We start from the raw sequence: 15,581 nt of genomic DNA on the forward strand, positions 1-15,581 counted from the left end.
CGCATCCCCGCATCCCCGCATCCCCGCCGCGCCGCGCCGCCGTCGGCACTAGCTCTGACCGGCCCGGCGGAACAGGGCCGTCCAGAGAAACGCCTCACCGAAGAGCGGGGACCCGGACGGCTCGTCGCGCATCCGGCGCAGTTCGACCTCCTCCAGGTCCGAGAAGATCCGGCGCAACGAATCCGGCGTGTAGGCGACGCCCCCGTGGAGCCGGGCCTGCCGGTAGAGGTCCGCGTCGGAGAGTTCGGAGCCCATCGCACCGGCCGCGAAGCAGGTGAGGGCGAACCGGCCGCCTGGGGCGAGCGCCCGGTCGAGCAGGGCGAGGTAGCTGATGCGGCGGTGCGGCGGCAGGTGATGGAAGCAGCCGGAGTCGTAGATCAGGTCGTACGGCCCGGTCAGCGCGGCCGCCGCGTCGCCGAACGCGTCGCCGCAGTGGAACCGGATGCCACCCCCGGGACCCGCCCCGGCCTCCGCCCCGACCCTCACCCCCGCTTCGCGGGCCCGCTCCCCGGCCCAGGCGATGGCCGCCGGGGACAGGTCCACGGCGTCCACCTCGAAGCCCAGAGCGGCGAGCCGGAGCGCGTTGCGCCCCGGGCCGCAGCCCAGGTCGAGCGCGCGGCCCGGCGGGATCAGCCCCCGGTCGGCGTACGAGACCAGGTTCTCGTCGGGCTTCGACACGAAGAAGGGCACCGCCTTGGAGCGGTCCGCGTAGAAGCCGTCCCACCAGGAGGACGCGTCGGCCGTCCACCGGTCGGCCTCCGGCGCGAACAGGCCGTCCATGAGCCGCAGTACGTCGTCCACCGTGCGTATGTCTCGGTCCACCGAAGTCCCCTTTTCCATAGGGGAATTGTATGACCGGAGTACACAAAAGCCCAGCTCAGAGGGTGTTTCCGGGGGTCAAGGAAAGGCACCTGGCGGGCGACTGGGGGCCCACCGGAGGCGCACGGAGCCCGCCCCGCACGCCGGGCGAACCCGGTCGGCAGCGCGCCGCCCGCAGGGGCTCCAGGGGGCATTCCCGCCACCGCCGAGGCAGGTTTTCGAGTCGGATCCCGGGCGGGGCGGGAAGGGGCCGGAGCCGCCCGGGAAAGGTGCGGGGCGAGGCCCAGGGCTACGGGCTTCCGGGGCGGCCATCGACGCGCGGCCACCGACGGGAGCGGGAGGGGACTCGCATTCATACCCCCTAGGGGTATAGTATGACGTGCATGAGGCACACCGGACTTCCCGGCGGCCCCTCATGCCACGTTCCGCGTGCGCCCCACATGTGTTTACCGAAGAGGAGAACGTCATGACTGTCGAGACCGAGACCCCCCAGGCCACCGGCTCCTGCTGCACGCCGGCCGGCACCTGCCACGACGGAGCGGCCGACGTGCAGGTCGGCGCGGTCACGACCGTGTACGAGGTGAAGGGCATGACCTGCGGCCACTGCGAGGGCTCCATCTCCGAGGAGATCTCCGGCATCGAGGGTGTCACCTCGGTCAAGGCCGTCGCCTCCACCGGCCGGGTCACGGTCGTCTCGCAGGCCCCGCTGGCCGAGGACGCCGTGCGCGCCGCCGTGGACGAGGCGGGCTACGAGCTCGTCGGCCAGGCCGCCTGAGACCGCACCACCCGCACCACCCGCACCACCCGCACCACCGCTCTGCCGTCGGGCCGGACCCACCAGCACATACTGGAGGGGTACGGCCCGACCTGCGTCACCCAGGAGTTCGGACATGGCCACCACCACCGCCCCCGAGGCCCCGGCCCCGGAAACCTCCGAAGCCGAGTTCACGATCGGCGGCATGACCTGCGCGTCCTGCGCGGCCCGCGTCGAGAAGAAGCTCAACCGGATGGACGGCGTCACCGCCACGGTGAACTACGCGACAGAGAAGGCGCGGGTCACCTTCGGCGGGGAAACCGCCCTGGCGGACCTGATCGCCACGGTCGAGAAGACCGGCTACACGGCCCGCCCGGCAGCGGCCCCCGGGGGGACGGAGCCGTCCCCGGCGGCAGAGGCGGGGACCGAGGCAGGGGCAGGGGCATCGGGCGGAACGGACGAGACCGATGCGGCTGTCGGGACCGACGCGGCCATAGACGCCGACGCGGTCAAAGACGCCGGCGCGGCCGAGGACGCGAAGGATGCTGCCCTCGCCTCGCTCCGGCAACGCCTCGTCGTCTCCGCCGCCCTCGCCCTCCCCGTCATCCTGCTCGCCATGATCCCCGCCCTCCAGTTCGACAACTGGCAGTGGCTCTCCCTCACCCTCGCCGCACCCGTCGTCGTCTGGGGCGGCCTCCCGTTCCACCGCGCCACCTGGACCAATCTGCGGCACGGTGCGGCCACGATGGACACCCTGGTCTCCCTCGGCACGCTCGCCGCGTTCGGCTGGTCGCTGTGGGCGCTGTTCTTCGGGCAGGCCGGCATGCCGGGCATGCGGCACGGCTTCGACTTCACCGTCTCGCGCGCCATGGGCTCCGCCGACGCGTCCTCGGCGATCTATCTGGAGGTCGCGGCCGGGGTCGTCACCTTCATCCTGCTGGGCCGCTACCTGGAGGCGCGGTCCAAGCGGAAGGCCGGTTCGGCGCTGCGGGCGCTGATGCACCTGGGCGCCAAGGACGTCGCGCTGCTCAGGGACGGCCGGGAGGTACGTGTCCCGGTCGGCACGCTCGCCGTCGGGGACCGGTTCGTGGTCCGCCCCGGCGAGAAGATCGCCACCGACGGCACCGTCATCGAGGGCGCCTCGGCCGTCGACGCCTCCATGCTCACCGGTGAGTCCGTCCCCGTGGACATCGCGGTCGGCGACCCGGTCACCGGGGCCACGGTGAACACCTCGGGCCGGCTGGTCGTCGAGGCGACCCGGGTCGGCGCCGGCACCCAGCTCGCCCGGATGGCCAGGCTCGTCGAGGACGCCCAGAACGGCAAGGCGGACGTACAGCGCCTGGCCGACCGGATCTCCGCCGTGTTCGTCCCCGTGGTGCTCCTGATCGCCCTGGGCACGCTGGTCGCCTGGCTGCTGATCACGGACGACGTGACCGCCGCGTTCACGGCCGCCGTCGCCGTACTGATCATCGCCTGCCCCTGCGCCCTCGGGCTCGCCACCCCCACCGCCCTCATGGTCGGCACCGGACGCGGCGCCCAGCTCGGCATCCTCATCAAGGGCCCCGAAGTCCTCGAAACCACCCGCCGCGTCGACACCATCGTCCTCGACAAGACCGGCACCGTCACCACCGGCAGGATGACCCTCCTCGACATCCACACCGCCGACGGCACCGACCGCAACGACGTCCTCCGCATCGCCGGAGCCCTCGAACACGCCTCCGAACACCCCATCGCCCAAGCCGTAGCCACCGGCGCCATGAACGAGGTCGGCACCCTCCCCACCCCCGAGGACTTCGCGAACATCGCGGGCCTCGGCGTACGCGGCACCGTCGAGGGCCGCTCCGTCCTCGTCGGCCGCCCGGCGCTGCTCACGGAAGCCGGGATCACCCTTCCGCAGGGCCTGTCCGCCGCGTTGGCGGACGCCGGGCGCCGGGGCCGCAGCGCGGTCGCCGTCGCCTGGGACGGGGAAGCCCGGGGCGTGCTGTCCATCGCCGACGCGGTCAAGGACAGCAGCGCGGCCGCCGTCGCCGAGCTGCGCGCACTGGGACTCAGGCCCGTCCTGCTGACCGGCGACAACCGGGCCGTGGCGGAAGCGGTCGCGGCCGAGGTCGGCATCGACGAGGTCTACGCCGAGGTCATGCCGGAGGACAAGGTCGACGTCGTCAAGCGCCTCCAGGCCGAGGGCCGTTCGGTCGCCATGGTCGGCGACGGCGTCAACGACGCGGCCGCACTGGCCCAGGCCGACCTGGGCCTGGCGATGGGCACGGGCACCGACGCGGCGATCGAAGCCGGCGATCTCACCTTGGTTCGTGGAGATCTTAAGGTGACCGGTGATGCAATCCGGCTCTCCAGGCGTACGCTGACCACCATCAGGGGCAACCTCTTCTGGGCCTTCGGGTACAACGTTGCTGCGTTGCCTTTGGCTGCATTTGGCCTGCTCAACCCTATGATCGCGGGAGCCGCCATGGCGTTTTCGTCCGTGTTCGTCGTTACCAACAGCCTGAGGTTGCGCTCCTTCACGTAACTTCCACAAAGAGATCTAGATCACACCGTTTGCAGGGTAACCATCCGGTGGGTTCGCGAGTCTAAGAGTGCGATGCCAAGGATGTCTTGGGGGACGTCCGATGGAGTGTCTTGGGGGACGCTCCATGGCAAGCGTTGGCCGGGGCGCGTGCACCGGGGAGCTTTGAGCGGCCCTCCCGTGCGTACGTTCCCCGGCAGACCGCAGCACAACAGAACAACGGGAGCCTTGGCTCCCTGCAGACGCCCGGCCGGATCCCGTGGGGGGAATCCGCTCCGGGATATGGGAAGCGCCCCGTTCGTCGACCCGTGGGGGGATCGACGGCGGGGCGTTTCTCGCACCATCCACGAACCGGCACCACACGCACCGCACGCACCATCCGCCGGGCCGCGCACCATCCGCCCCCGGAACGCCGAATCGCCCCGGACACCGCGCTCTGTGCGAAGCGCGGTACGCGGGGCGAAGGCAGTCGGCCGAAGAGGCCGGGTACGACGGGGTTACCCGCACGACGTCAACGTCACGTCGTGCGCAGAGCCGTGGGAAGCGGCCCGCGAGCGAGGTGCGCACGCGGGCCGGCGAAGCCGGTCCGGCTTCAGCGGCCCTCGACCGGCACGAAGTCGCGCAGGACCTCGCCGGTGTAGATCTGGCGCGGGCGACCGATGCGGGATCCCGGCTCCTTGATCATCTCGTGCCACTGGGCGATCCAGCCCGGAAGCCGGCCGAGCGCGAAGAGCACGGTGAACATCTCGCTCGGGAAGCCCATGGCCCGGTAGATCAGACCCGTGTAGAAGTCCACGTTGGGGTAGAGGTTGCGCGAGACGAAGTACTCGTCGGAGAGCGCGTGCTCCTCCAGCTTGAGCGCGATGTCGAGCAGCTCGTCGGACTTGCCGAGCGAGGACAGCACATCGTGGGCCGCAGCCTTGATGATCTTGGCGCGCGGGTCGAAGGACTTGTACACCCGGTGGCCGAAGCCCATCAGGCGGACGCCGTCCTCCTTGTTCTTCACCTTGTTGATGAAGGAGTCGACGTCGCCGCCGTTGGCCTGGATGCCTTCCAGCATCTCCAGCACCGACTGGTTGGCGCCACCGTGCAGGGGGCCCCACAGCGCCGAGATACCGGCGGAGATCGAGGCGAACATGTTCGCCTGCGAGGAGCCGACGAGACGCACGGTGGAGGTCGAACAGTTCTGCTCGTGGTCCGCGTGCAGGATGAGCAGCTTGTCGAGCGCCGAGACGACGACCGGGTCCAGCTCGTACTCCTGGGCGGGGACCGAGAAGGTCATCCGCAGGAAGTTCTCGACGTACCCGAGGTCGTTGCGCGGGTAGACGAAGGGGTGACCGATCGACTTCTTGTAGGCGTACGCCGCGATCGTCGGGAGCTTGGCCAGCAGCCGGATCGTCGAGAGGTGGCGCTGCTCCTCGTCGAACGGGTTGTGGCTGTCCTGGTAGAAGGTGGACAGCGCACTGACGACCGAGGACAGCATGGCCATCGGGTGGGCGTCGCGCGGGAAGCCGTCGAAGAACCGCTTGACGTCCTCGTGCAGCAGCGTGTGCTGGGTGATCTCGTTCTTGAAGGTCGACAGCTCGTCGACCTTGGGAAGCTCACCGTTGATCAGCGTGTACGCGACCTCGAGGAACGTCGAGCGCTCGGCGAGCTGCTCGATCGGGTATCCGCGGTAGCGCAGAATGCCCTGCTCGCCGTCGAGGTACGTGATGGCGGACTTATAGGCGGCGGTGTTGCCGTATCCGCTGTCCAGCGTCACCAGGCCGGTATTGGCCCGGAGCTTCCCGATGTCGAAGCCCTTGTCGCCGACGGTGCTGTCGATCACCGGGTAGGTGTACTCGTCATCGCCGTACCGCAGTACTACAGCGTTGTTGGTGTGCTCGCTCACGTCATCCCTCACCGACGTAGTGCCTCTTCTTCGAGGTGCCCTGACTGTCTCCACCCTCCCCCATTTGGCTCAGGAGAGTGCACTCGGGGTCGTCCATTGGACCTACTGGCGGCACTGAGTGCCGCCAATTTACTCATCCTGCCCCCTTGACTGCGGTTCCGGAAGACCTCCGTGATGTTTCCCACCGATTTGATCGATCATTTTTGTACGAGGCTCACACGAAGTCTCCGTCGCTACCGCCCCTGAGCCGGAAATCCAGCGCCGTACAGCGTCTGCCTGCGGAAACCGTGCGTACCGCCTGGCCGATCGCCTTGCGCGATCCGACCAGCACGACGAGCTTCTTGGCCCTGGTCACCGCTGTGTACAGCAGGTTCCGCTGGAGCATCATCCAGGCGCTGGTCGTGACGGGTACGACGACGGCCGGATACTCGCTGCCCTGGGAGCGGTGGATGGTCATGGCGTACGCGTGGGACAGCTCGTCCAGCTCGTCGAAGTCGTAGCCGATCTCCTCGTCCTCGTCGGTGCGGACGGTCAGCTTCTGTTCGTCCACGTCGAGGGCGGTGACGACGCCGACCGTGCCGTTGAACACGCCGTTCTCGCCCTTGTCGTAGTTGTTGCGGATCTGCGTGACCTTGTCGCCGACGCGGAAGACCCGGCCGCCGAACCGCTTCTCGGGCAGGTCGGGACGGCCGGGGGTGATGGCCTGCTGGAGCAGGCCGTTGAGATGGCCCGCCCCGGCCGGCCCCCGGTGCATCGGAGCGAGAACCTGCACGTCACGGCGAGGGTTCAGGCCGAACTTCGCCGGGATGCGGCGCGCCGCGACATCCACGGCGAGCACGCCCGCGTCCTCCGTCTCGTCCTCCACGAAGAGGAAGAAGTCGCTCATGCCCTCGGTCAGGGGCGGCTGTCCGGCGTTGATCCGGTGGGCGTTGGTGACGACTCCGGACTGCTGGGCCTGACGGAAGATCCGGGTCAGCCGGACGGCCGGGACCGGGCCGCCGTCCGCGAGCAGGTCGCGCAGCACCTCGCCCGCGCCCACGGAGGGGAGTTGGTCGACATCGCCCACGAGCAGGAGGTGGGCACCGGGCGCCACCGCCTTCACGAGCTTGTTGGCGAGGAGCAGATCGAGCATCGACGCCTCGTCCACGACGACGAGGTCGGCGTCCAGCGGACGGTCCCGGTCGTACGCCGCGTCCCCACCGGGCTTCAGCTCCAGCAGCCGGTGCACGGTGGACGCCTCGGCGCCGGTCAGCTCGGACAGCCGCTTGGCGGCCCGCCCGGTGGGTGCGGCCAGCACCACCTTCGCGCGCTTGGCGCGGGCCAGTTCGACGATGGAGCGGACCGTGAACGACTTCCCGCAGCCGGGCCCGCCGGTCAGGACGGCGACCTTCCGGCTGAGCGCCAGCCGGACCGCCTCCTCCTGCTCGGGCGCCAGCGTCGCGCCCGTACGGGTGGCGAGCCAGGCCAGCGCCTTGTCCCAGGCCACGTCCTGGAAGGCCGGCATCCGGTCCTCCGCGGTGCGCAAAAGCCGCCGGACCTGGGCGGCGAGCGAGATCTCGGCACGGTGGAACGGCACCAGATACACGGCCGTGACCGGCTCCCCGCCCTCGGGGGACGGCACCTTCTCCCGTACGACGCCCTCCGGGTCGGCGGCGAGTTCGGCCAGGCACTCGATGACCAGACCGGTGTCGACCTGGAGGAGCTTGACCCCGTCCGCGATGAGCCGCTCCTCGGGGAGGAAGCAGTGGCCCTGGTCGGACGACTGGGACAGGGCGTACTGGAGTCCGGCCTTGACCCGCTCCGGGCTGTCGTGCGGAATGCCGACCGCCTGCGCGATCCGGTCGGCGGTGAGGAAGCCGATGCCCCAGACGTCGGCGGCCAGCCGGTAGGGCTGGTTCTTCACGACGGAGATGGAGGCGTCCTCGTACTTCTTGTAGATACGGACGGCGATGGAGGTGGAGACGCCGACGCCCTGGAGGAAGACCATCACCTCCTTGATCGCCTTCTGCTCCTCCCACGCGGCGGCGATCATCTTCGTCCGCTTCGGCCCGAGTCCGGGGACCTCGACGAGACGCTTGGGTTCCTGCTCGATGATGTCGAGGGTGTCGACGCCGAAATGCGTGGTGATCCGGTCGGCCATGACGGGGCCGATGCCCTTGATCAGACCGGAGCCGAGGTAGCGGCGGATGCCCTGGATGGTGGCGGGCAGCACCGTCGTGTAGTTCTCCACGGTGAACTGCTTGCCGTACTGGGAGTGCGACCCCCAACGGCCCTCCATCCGCAGCGACTCACCCACCTGCGCACCGAGCAGCGCACCGACCACCGTGAGGAGATCGTTGGCACCGCGCCCGGTGTCGACGCGGGCGACGGTGTACCCGTTCTCCTCATTGGCGTACGTGATCCTCTCCAGGACCCCTTCGAGGACGGCCATGTTGGACATGCGCCGACGCTACCGGGTCCCGCTGACAAGCGGTGCGGTCCGGTCCCGGTCGGCCACCCCGGGCCGGAAAGTACTTTCCTTTACGGAAAGTACATGCCAGGATGAGGGGGCAGATCACGCACACGGCTGACGAGAGGTCCGGGAAACACGATGTCCCCGCAGGAGAACACCCCCACCCGCTCGGGCGGTACGGACGTATCCGCCGACCGCGCCACGGAAGCTCTGCGGAGTGTCGAATCGGCGAGGGAGGGCGCCCGCCTCCGGGCCGGGCTGACTCCCGCCTGGTACGGCCCTGCGGCTGCGGCGGCGCTGATCGTTCCGGCCCTCGGGCAGGCATGGGCCGAGGAGAGCGGCGGCTGGGGGGCGGCCCTCTCGCTGGTGATCTCGCTCGTGGGCCTGGCCGTGGTGCTCGTGCTCGTCAACGCCGCCGGGCGGCGGGCGGGAGTGACGGTGACCCGGTCCTGGTCCGCACGGCTGCGCCGGGCCGCGGTTCCCCTGTCGGCCCTCCTCGCCGCGGGGCTCGTGACGTGGGGGCTGTGCCACCTGCTCGGCGCCGATCGCGCCGTCACCAAGATCGCGCTGTTCACCGTCCTCGGACTCGGCGTCTGGGCGGCGTTCGCCGCCCGGAACGCGTCGATCGGGCGGAAGCTCCAGGACGTCGGATGACCACAGCCCCCGCGCCTGGACAGCCGGCGATCGACGCGGCGATCAACCACCCCACCCGGCTGGCGGTCGTCGCGTTTCTCTCCGCGTGCGACGAGGCCGATTTCGCCACCGTGCGGGACAGCTGCCAGGTGTCCGACTCGATGCTGAGCAAGATCGCCTCCGCCCTGGAGGGGATCGGGTACCTCGCCGTCCGCAAGGGCTACGTCGGCAAGCGCCCCCGGACCTGGCTCTCCCTCACACCCGAGGGGCACCAGGCCCTGGCCCTGCACATCGCGGCACTCCAGGGCATCGCCGCCACGGCCCGGCAGGCGGGAGCCGAAGCGGGGGCGGAAGCGGCCCCGCCGCCCTGACCCGAACCGGCGCCGGGCGGGACCACGGAGCCCGGCGGGGGCATGGGCCGGTGTTCAGTCGCCGAGAGCCAGCCGGACGCCGAATGCGGCGATGACGGTCCCGGTGATCCGGTCGAGCAGGCGACGGGCCTGCGGCTTGCGGAGCCAGCCGTGCAGGACACGGGCGAAGCCGATGAGAACGGCCGACCAGAGCAGGCCGATGAGGATGTGCACCGCGGTGAGCAGGAGCCCCATGGTGAAGTGGCTCGCGCCGACGGGGATGAACTGGGGCAGGACGGCGACGTAGAAGGCGCCCATCTTCGGGTTGAGCAGGTTGGTGAGTGTCCCCTGCCGCCAGCCCGCGCCCACCGAGTCCGTACCGGCGAGCAGCGCGGAGTCAGGGGTGTCCGAGGCCGGAAGCCCCCGGAAGGTGTCCCGGAGCATGCGGATACCCATCCAGACCAGATAGGCGGCGCCGACCCAGCGCAACGTCGTGTAGGCGAGGTGGGAGGCGGTGAGGAGAGCGGTCACTCCGAGCGAGGTGAGCGCGCCCCACAGCAGGGTCCCGGTCTGGATTCCGAGGACGACGCCCCAGGCTCTTCCGCGTCGGCCGAGGGCCGATGTCCGCAGGATCAGAGCGGTATCAAGACCGGGGGTGAGAGTGAGAAGCCCTACGACGAGGGCGAAGGACCACAGTGCGGTGCTCATTGCCATGGAATGCCAGCGTACGCCACCGCGATCCGGGGCCTTGCTCACGCGCTCCCGGGGTCACACCCGCTCCGCGCCCATGAACAGCGCATCGGGTACGACGTCGGCCCCGCGTCACGGCCCACGACCTGACAGAGGTGGTGTCATGCCCCACTGGCTCAACTAGTCAAATTTCATTACCGTGCGAGGCATGACCGAGAAGACCATCCCGCTCCTCCCCTGCCGGACGCAGTCGATCAAGCCGGTGGTCGACTTCTCCACGGCCCTGGGCTTCGGGACGACGTACCTCCGGACCAGCCCGTACGCCTACGCGGTCGTCGAACGCGGGGCGATCGAGCTTCAGTTCTACGGAATGAAGGAGTACGACCCCGCCGCCTCGCACTCCGGCTGCTATGTCCTCACCGAGGACGTCGACAGCCTGCACACCGCGTTCCGGGCAGGCCTCAAGGCGGCGTACGGCCGGATCCCCACGCGCGGGCTGCCCCGCATCGGCCCGCTCAAGGACATGTCGTACGGGGTGCGGCAGTTCCTGATGACCGACCCCACCGGGAACACGATCCGGATCGGGCAGCCGACGAGCGACGACCCGAGCCACCGGCCCGCCCCCAAGGAGACCTTCGCCCGCGCCCTGCCCATGGCGGACCTGTTCGCCGACTCCAAGCAGGACCTGCCCGGGGCCGCGCGGATCATCGACCGGGTGCTGAACCTGGAGGGCGAACACCCCACCCCCGTACAGCGGTTGCGGCTGCTCGTCCTGCGCGGGGACATCGCGCAACGGCTCGGCAGGGCAGGACGGGCCCGCGAACTGCTGGAAGAGGCGGCGGCAATGGAACTGACCGACGAGGAACGCCGGTCGGTGGGCGACGATCTCGTCAGGCTCCAGGAACTGCTGGGCCGACCGGGCGCCCTGGCACACTCTGTCGCGTGAGACCTGACCTGACACAACTGCGCGAGCTGGTGGAAGCGACACCGGGGTTCGGCCGCCGGCCCGCCGTCGCCGTACCGGAAGCGGCGATCCGCGAAGCCGAGGAGCGGGTCGGTCCGTTGCCGCCCTCGTACCGGTGGTGGCTGACCGAGTACGGACACGGCCGGGCCGGTGGCGCGGACCTCGCGACGGTCGTACCGGGCGGGTTCGCCGACGACGTGTACGAGGACATCACCGCCGGGTGGCGCAGGGACGGCGCCAGGCTCTGCTTCGCCGTCGAGCCCGACTGCGGTGACACCTACTCCTTCACCCTCGACGGAAGCGGCGCGTGCGGGGAGGGCGAGTATCCGGTGGTCCGCCGCGACGGCCTCGACGGCGAGGAGCACCGGGTGGCGGAGTCGTTCGCCGGGTTCCTCGCCACCCGCTCCGCCCTCGCCCGCGGGCTCCGGGACGGCCCCAATCCCGCCGTCGCCCGGCTGTGGCGGTCGACGCCGGGAGCACTGCTCGACAACGGCGTCCTGGCCTACGGGCCGCACGTGATCGAGGAGCGGAACGAGACCTTCGAGGTGGCCCGGTACGCGCCCGAGTGGGTGCTGGTCGGGGACGACAGCGGGGGCGGCGGACTGCTCATGCGGCGCCACGGCCGCGACCGGACCCGGGTGTACCACCTCGGTCTGGGTGCGATCAGCGCGGACGTCGGGACGGACGGCGAGCTGCTGACGGACGACCTGGTCGGCTGGCTGGAGTCGTCGGGCGGCTGATGTCGCCGGGCGGCCGGAGTAGCCGTGCGGCTGGAGGCGTTGGGCGGCTGGAGGCGTTGGGCGGCTGACGTCGTCGGGAGTCGACCGCCGGAAGCCGCCGTCCGGCCGCCAACTCCGGGGGGCTTGGATGCCGTTGTGCCCGGCTACGGCCAGTACAGCTTCACGTCGCCCGGGGCCTGACGCGCGGCAGGAACAACCGGCTCAAGGGCCTTGGCCTCGTCAGCTGTCACCTTCGAGAAGGTAGTCGAGTCCTTCGATGGTGTGCCACACGTCCAACTCGTCCATGTTGCGGCCCGTAACCCGTCGCACGAACCCGGGCCTCCAGGGGTGGCCTCTCGCGCCGGGGCGTTTCACGCGATCGCTCAAGTGCGCCGGGAGGCCGTCCGGCCTTCGGGGGGAGAGACTGTCAGCATGCGGACCGGTCTGCTCACCGTGCGGGAAGCGGGCCCGGCGGCATCCTCGTGCGGCGGAGCGCGGCACAGGTGACGGGCGTGAGAGGACCGGCGCGATGACCGTGACCCCTCGCGGCGGGCGCACCCCGTTGCGACGCAGTCGGCAGGTACGGGCCGGACTGGTGCAGCTGCTGTTGGCCCTCGTGGGGCTGGCTCTGGGCCTGCTCGTACCGAGGATCACCGGTGGCCCGAGCGCACCCGCGCGGCAGGTGGCCGATCTGCTGCTGTCTCTGGGTTTCGGCGTGCTCGGCACGACGGCTGTGATCTTCTCTCTGCTGTTCCTGGTGGTGCAGTGGGCCCACACCAGCTTCACCCCCCGCCTGGCCCTGTTCCGTCAGTCGCCGATCGTCTGGCGGACCTTCGCCTTCGCGATCGGTCTGGCGGTCTTCTGCGTCACGGCCGCGCTGGCGATCGGCGACCGCTCCGAGGTGACGGTCGCCGTCCCGGTCATCACCTCGATCCTGCTGCTGGCGATGCTGGCCCTGTTGCGGACCCTGCTGCTGCGCGCTCTCGCCTCGATCCAGCTCGCCCCGGTCCTGCGCTCGATCACCGAGCGGGGATCCACCGCCCTGGACACGCTCTACCCCTCGGGCACCGTTCCGGCGGCCTCCGGTCCCACCGTGACCGACGGCCCACCGGCTGCCACCGTCACCTGGCCGAGGCCCTCGGCCGTGCTCCAGCAGATCGACGTGAAAGGGCTGAGGGAAGCGGCCCGGGAAGCGGACGCGGTCATCGTGCTGCACAAGGCCCCCGGCACCACCCTGCACCAGGGGGCGCGGATCGCCGACGTGTACGGCGCCGCCATCGCGGACACCAAGGTCCTGGGATCGCTGGCGACCGGGCTGGAGCCGACGTTCGAGCAGGACCCGATGCTCGCCTTCCGCCTCCTGGCCGACATCGCTCTCAGGGCGCTCTCCTCCAGCATCAACGACCCGGCCACCGCCGTGCAGGCCCTGGACTGCGTGAAGGATCTGCTCGGCGGCCCGGCCGCGAAACGTGCGGGGGAAGCCGGCCCCCTGCGGGTCACCGGCCCCGACGGCGCGGTACGGGTCGTGATCCGGCGGCCCCCGTGGGAGGACTTCGTGCGCACGGGCATCGACGACGTCATCGTGGCGGCTCTGAACTCCCCCCTGGTCCTCACCCGTCTCCGTACGCTGTTGGCAGATCTGGAACCAGGCGCCCATCCTCACGGCCGGGAGCTGCTGAACCGGCGACGTGCCTGGGTGGAGCGCGAGATGGCCGACCGGTTCCCCGTCCTGTGGCGGGAAGCCCCACCGGACCCGCACCCGCAGGCCGGCGGAAACAGGTGACAGCCCGGGGAACCGGCCGTCAGGCCGTTGGCCGGCTCACCGGCCCCCGGGGTCCGGCTCTCGGACCCGATGCCCCGGTGAGCCGCTGTCCGGACCCGCGCCGATCGCGCTCAGCCGCCAACCCCGGCTCTCCGCGACCCTCTTGACCTCAACCAACGACTCGCTCAGCCGGCTGGCGAGGAAGTGCAGCTCCGCTCCGGTGACCCGCTGGTCCGCCAGCAGGTCAGCGGCATGCCCGAGCAGGTCGTGCGCCATGTCGAGCTGCACACGCTCCATGTCGTCCGCCATCCGTGACACATAGCCGGTGCCATCACCCAGGACGTAACCCGGTTTCCCCTCCGGCCCCGTCCAGGGAAGCAGCCTGAACGCGTGCTGGTCGTCCCACTCCCTGTTCACGCGGCGGCCTCGACGCGGCGAAGAGGCTCGGGCGTGATCTCCACACCGCGCACGGCCACCAGCAGTCCCCCGCGACGGACCCGCCGCCGTCGCTGCTCCGCCACCAACGCCTCGGCCTGCTCCCGCTCGTACGCGACGAAGTACGGACGCACCAACGGGCTGTCCTCCCCGCGCGGGGGACGCTCGCCGGTCCGGAAGACGGTCGGTCCGCCGACGTAGTCGCAGGAGTAGGGGTGGACGTACGCGCACGTGTCCAGTGGGTGCCACTGATGACGCTGATGCCGTTGGTGTCGTGCGGGGATCAGCAATCGCAGCACCGGCTCCAGAAGCCGGGCGATAGCGTGATTCATGTCAGCCTGCTTTCTCGGTGTGGCCACGCCCCCGGACCGGTTGCGTCGGTCGCGGGGGTCTCTCCTGCGTCGGCATCGCTTCTTTGCGTAGCGAACTCATCACAGAGTGGGGTCATGAGTCGCTACGCTTCCAGGGGGTTGGGGATGACAGAACGCCGGTCAAGTCTGGGAGTTGGGCTTTGATGAGGACGAACCGAAGGCCACGCACGCCACGGGAGAAGTACGGCGAGGAGCTGAGGCTGCGACGGCTCGCCGCCGGCTTGACGCAGGAGGCCCTGGCCGAAGAGGTCGTCTGCTCACCGACGTTGATCAGTCACTTCGAGGCCGGCCGCCGGCTGCCGAGCCCGGACGACGCCCAGCGGATCGACCGCGCCCTGGGTACGGACGGGTTCTTCGCCCGCTGGCTGGAGGACCTGGACACGAAGTACGCCGACCACTTCGCGGCGGTGGCCGAGCTGGAGACGCAAGCGACCCTCATCCAGCAGTTCGCGCTCTCGCTGGTGCCAGGACTGTTCCAGACGGACGGCTACGCGCGCGCACTCTTCCAGGCATACCGACCCAACCACCTCCGGGAAGAGATCGACAAGGACGTCGTCATCCGAACACAGCGTTCCCGCGTCCTGGACGGTCCGATGAAACCGGTCTTGTGGACCATGCTGGACGAGGCGGTGCTGCGGCGCGGGGTCGGCGGACCACAGGTCATGGCAGAGCAGTTGAACAAGATCGCGGACATGGCCGAGAGCGGGCGGCTGCGGCTGCATGTGCTGCCATTCGGTGTGGGAGCCCACTCGCTCCAGCAGAGTCTGCTGACGTTGCTGAGCTTCGCGGACTCCGCACCGGTGGCGTACGTTGAAGGCTTCCAGACAGGCAACTTGATGGACGATCCGGGCCTGGTGGCCTCCAGCCGCACGGCCTACGATCTGGCCCTGAGCGATGCGATGTCGCACCAGGAATCACTGGCCCTTGTGCGGGCGGCAGCAGAGGAACACGAACATGGTCACCAGTAAGCGGGGCGTTGTGGACTCGTCCGCCCTCACCGGGTGGTTCAAGTCCAGCTACAGCGGCGGAGACCAAGGCGAGTGCCTTGAGGTAACCGACAACTACACTTCCGTCCCCGTTCGCGACAGCAAAACCCCCACCGGCCCGGCCATCCTCTTCTCCCCGGGCGGCTGGTCATCGTTCGTCGCAGCCGTCAAGAACGGCCACCTCACCGCCTGACTCGTACCGAACCCCGACGAGCCACACGCCCATGTCAGGTA

At 70.0% G+C, this 15,581-nt stretch carries 15 protein-coding genes; 9 read left to right on the plus strand and 6 right to left on the minus strand.

Going from position 1 to position 15,581, the window contains the following annotated elements:
* Positions 1–48: 48 nt before the first annotated feature.
* Positions 49–822, minus strand: coding sequence for a methyltransferase domain-containing protein (locus OHA98_RS32825; protein ID WP_266932496.1), 774 nt, complete (start codon positions 820–822; stop codon positions 49–51).
* A gap of 463 nt (positions 823–1,285) precedes the next feature.
* Here OHA98_RS32825 and OHA98_RS32830 point away from each other — a divergent pair, with 463 nt between their 5' ends.
* Together OHA98_RS32830 and OHA98_RS32835 are read left to right on the plus strand one after the other, a co-directional pair.
* On the plus strand, positions 1,286–1,594 hold the full coding sequence (locus OHA98_RS32830; protein ID WP_266931151.1) for a heavy-metal-associated domain-containing protein: 309 nt from the start codon (positions 1,286–1,288) through the stop codon (positions 1,592–1,594).
* 115 nt (positions 1,595–1,709) lie between these two features.
* Complete coding sequence (locus OHA98_RS32835; RefSeq protein WP_266931153.1) at positions 1,710–4,097, plus strand: cation-translocating P-type ATPase; 2,388 nt, start codon at positions 1,710–1,712, stop codon at positions 4,095–4,097.
* 589 nt (positions 4,098–4,686) lie between these two features.
* On the opposite strand, the gene OHA98_RS32840 is transcribed toward OHA98_RS32835, so the two are convergent.
* On the minus strand, positions 4,687–5,985 hold the full coding sequence (locus OHA98_RS32840) for a citrate synthase (RefSeq protein ID WP_266931154.1): 1,299 nt from the start codon (positions 5,983–5,985) through the stop codon (positions 4,687–4,689).
* 214 nt (positions 5,986–6,199) lie between these two features.
* Positions 6,200–8,425: an ATP-dependent RecD-like DNA helicase gene (locus OHA98_RS32845; RefSeq protein ID WP_323179683.1), complete on the minus strand. Its 2,226-nt coding sequence runs from the start codon at positions 8,423–8,425 to the stop codon at positions 6,200–6,202.
* A gap of 150 nt (positions 8,426–8,575) precedes the next feature.
* Here OHA98_RS32845 and OHA98_RS32850 point away from each other — a divergent pair, with 150 nt between their 5' ends.
* Both OHA98_RS32850 and OHA98_RS32855 read left to right on the plus strand, forming a co-directional pair.
* Positions 8,576–9,091, plus strand: coding sequence for a hypothetical protein (locus tag OHA98_RS32850; protein WP_266931156.1), 516 nt, complete (start codon positions 8,576–8,578; stop codon positions 9,089–9,091).
* The gene (locus OHA98_RS32855) at positions 9,088–9,441 is read left to right on the plus strand and encodes a transcriptional regulator (RefSeq protein ID WP_266931158.1); all 354 of its coding nucleotides are present in this window, start codon (positions 9,088–9,090) and stop codon (positions 9,439–9,441) included. Before OHA98_RS32850 ends, OHA98_RS32855 begins: the two co-directional genes overlap by 4 nt.
* 54 nt (positions 9,442–9,495) lie before the next feature.
* On the opposite strand, the gene OHA98_RS32860 is transcribed toward OHA98_RS32855, so the two are convergent.
* A complete protein-coding gene (locus OHA98_RS32860; RefSeq protein WP_266931160.1) occupies positions 9,496–10,134 on the minus strand; it encodes a LysE family translocator in 639 nt (212 codons plus the stop codon).
* Positions 10,135–10,318: 184 nt separating this feature from the next.
* Between OHA98_RS32860 and OHA98_RS32865 the strand changes: the two genes are divergently transcribed.
* The 3 genes from OHA98_RS32865 (at position 10,319) to OHA98_RS32875 (ending at position 13,576) form a co-directional block, all read left to right on the plus strand.
* Complete coding sequence (locus tag OHA98_RS32865; protein WP_266931162.1) at positions 10,319–11,056, plus strand: VOC family protein; 738 nt, start codon at positions 10,319–10,321, stop codon at positions 11,054–11,056.
* The gene (locus tag OHA98_RS32870; RefSeq protein WP_266931164.1) at positions 11,053–11,814 is read left to right on the plus strand and encodes an SMI1/KNR4 family protein; all 762 of its coding nucleotides are present in this window, start codon (positions 11,053–11,055) and stop codon (positions 11,812–11,814) included. Before OHA98_RS32865 ends, OHA98_RS32870 begins: the two co-directional genes overlap by 4 nt.
* Positions 11,815–12,322: 508 nt before the next feature.
* Entirely contained in the window at positions 12,323–13,576 is a 1,254-nt protein-coding gene (locus tag OHA98_RS32875) for a DUF2254 family protein (RefSeq protein ID WP_266931166.1), read from the plus strand.
* A gap of 36 nt (positions 13,577–13,612) precedes the next feature.
* On the opposite strand, the gene OHA98_RS32880 is transcribed toward OHA98_RS32875, so the two are convergent.
* Positions 13,613–13,972, minus strand: coding sequence for a hypothetical protein (locus OHA98_RS32880; protein WP_266931168.1), 360 nt, complete (start codon positions 13,970–13,972; stop codon positions 13,613–13,615).
* Positions 13,969–14,322, minus strand: coding sequence for a hypothetical protein (locus OHA98_RS32885; RefSeq protein WP_266931169.1), 354 nt, complete (start codon positions 14,320–14,322; stop codon positions 13,969–13,971). Before OHA98_RS32885 ends, OHA98_RS32880 begins: the two co-directional genes overlap by 4 nt.
* Positions 14,323–14,504: 182 nt before the next feature.
* Between OHA98_RS32885 and OHA98_RS32890 the strand changes: the two genes are divergently transcribed.
* Both OHA98_RS32890 and OHA98_RS32895 read left to right on the plus strand, forming a co-directional pair.
* Positions 14,505–15,329 carry a helix-turn-helix transcriptional regulator gene (locus tag OHA98_RS32890; protein WP_266931171.1) on the plus strand — a complete coding sequence of 275 codons (825 nt, stop codon included), beginning with the start codon at positions 14,505–14,507 and terminating at the stop codon, positions 15,327–15,329.
* Positions 15,316–15,540 (plus strand): DUF397 domain-containing protein, encoded by a 225-nt coding sequence (locus OHA98_RS32895; protein ID WP_266931173.1) that lies wholly within the window; start codon positions 15,316–15,318, stop codon positions 15,538–15,540. The genes OHA98_RS32890 and OHA98_RS32895 overlap by 14 nt, the downstream gene beginning before the upstream one ends.
* Positions 15,541–15,581: the final 41 nt, after the last annotated feature.

The sequence above is a fragment of the Streptomyces sp. NBC_00654 genome (genome assembly GCF_026341775.1).
Lineage (GTDB): Bacteria > Actinomycetota > Actinomycetes > Streptomycetales > Streptomycetaceae > Streptomyces.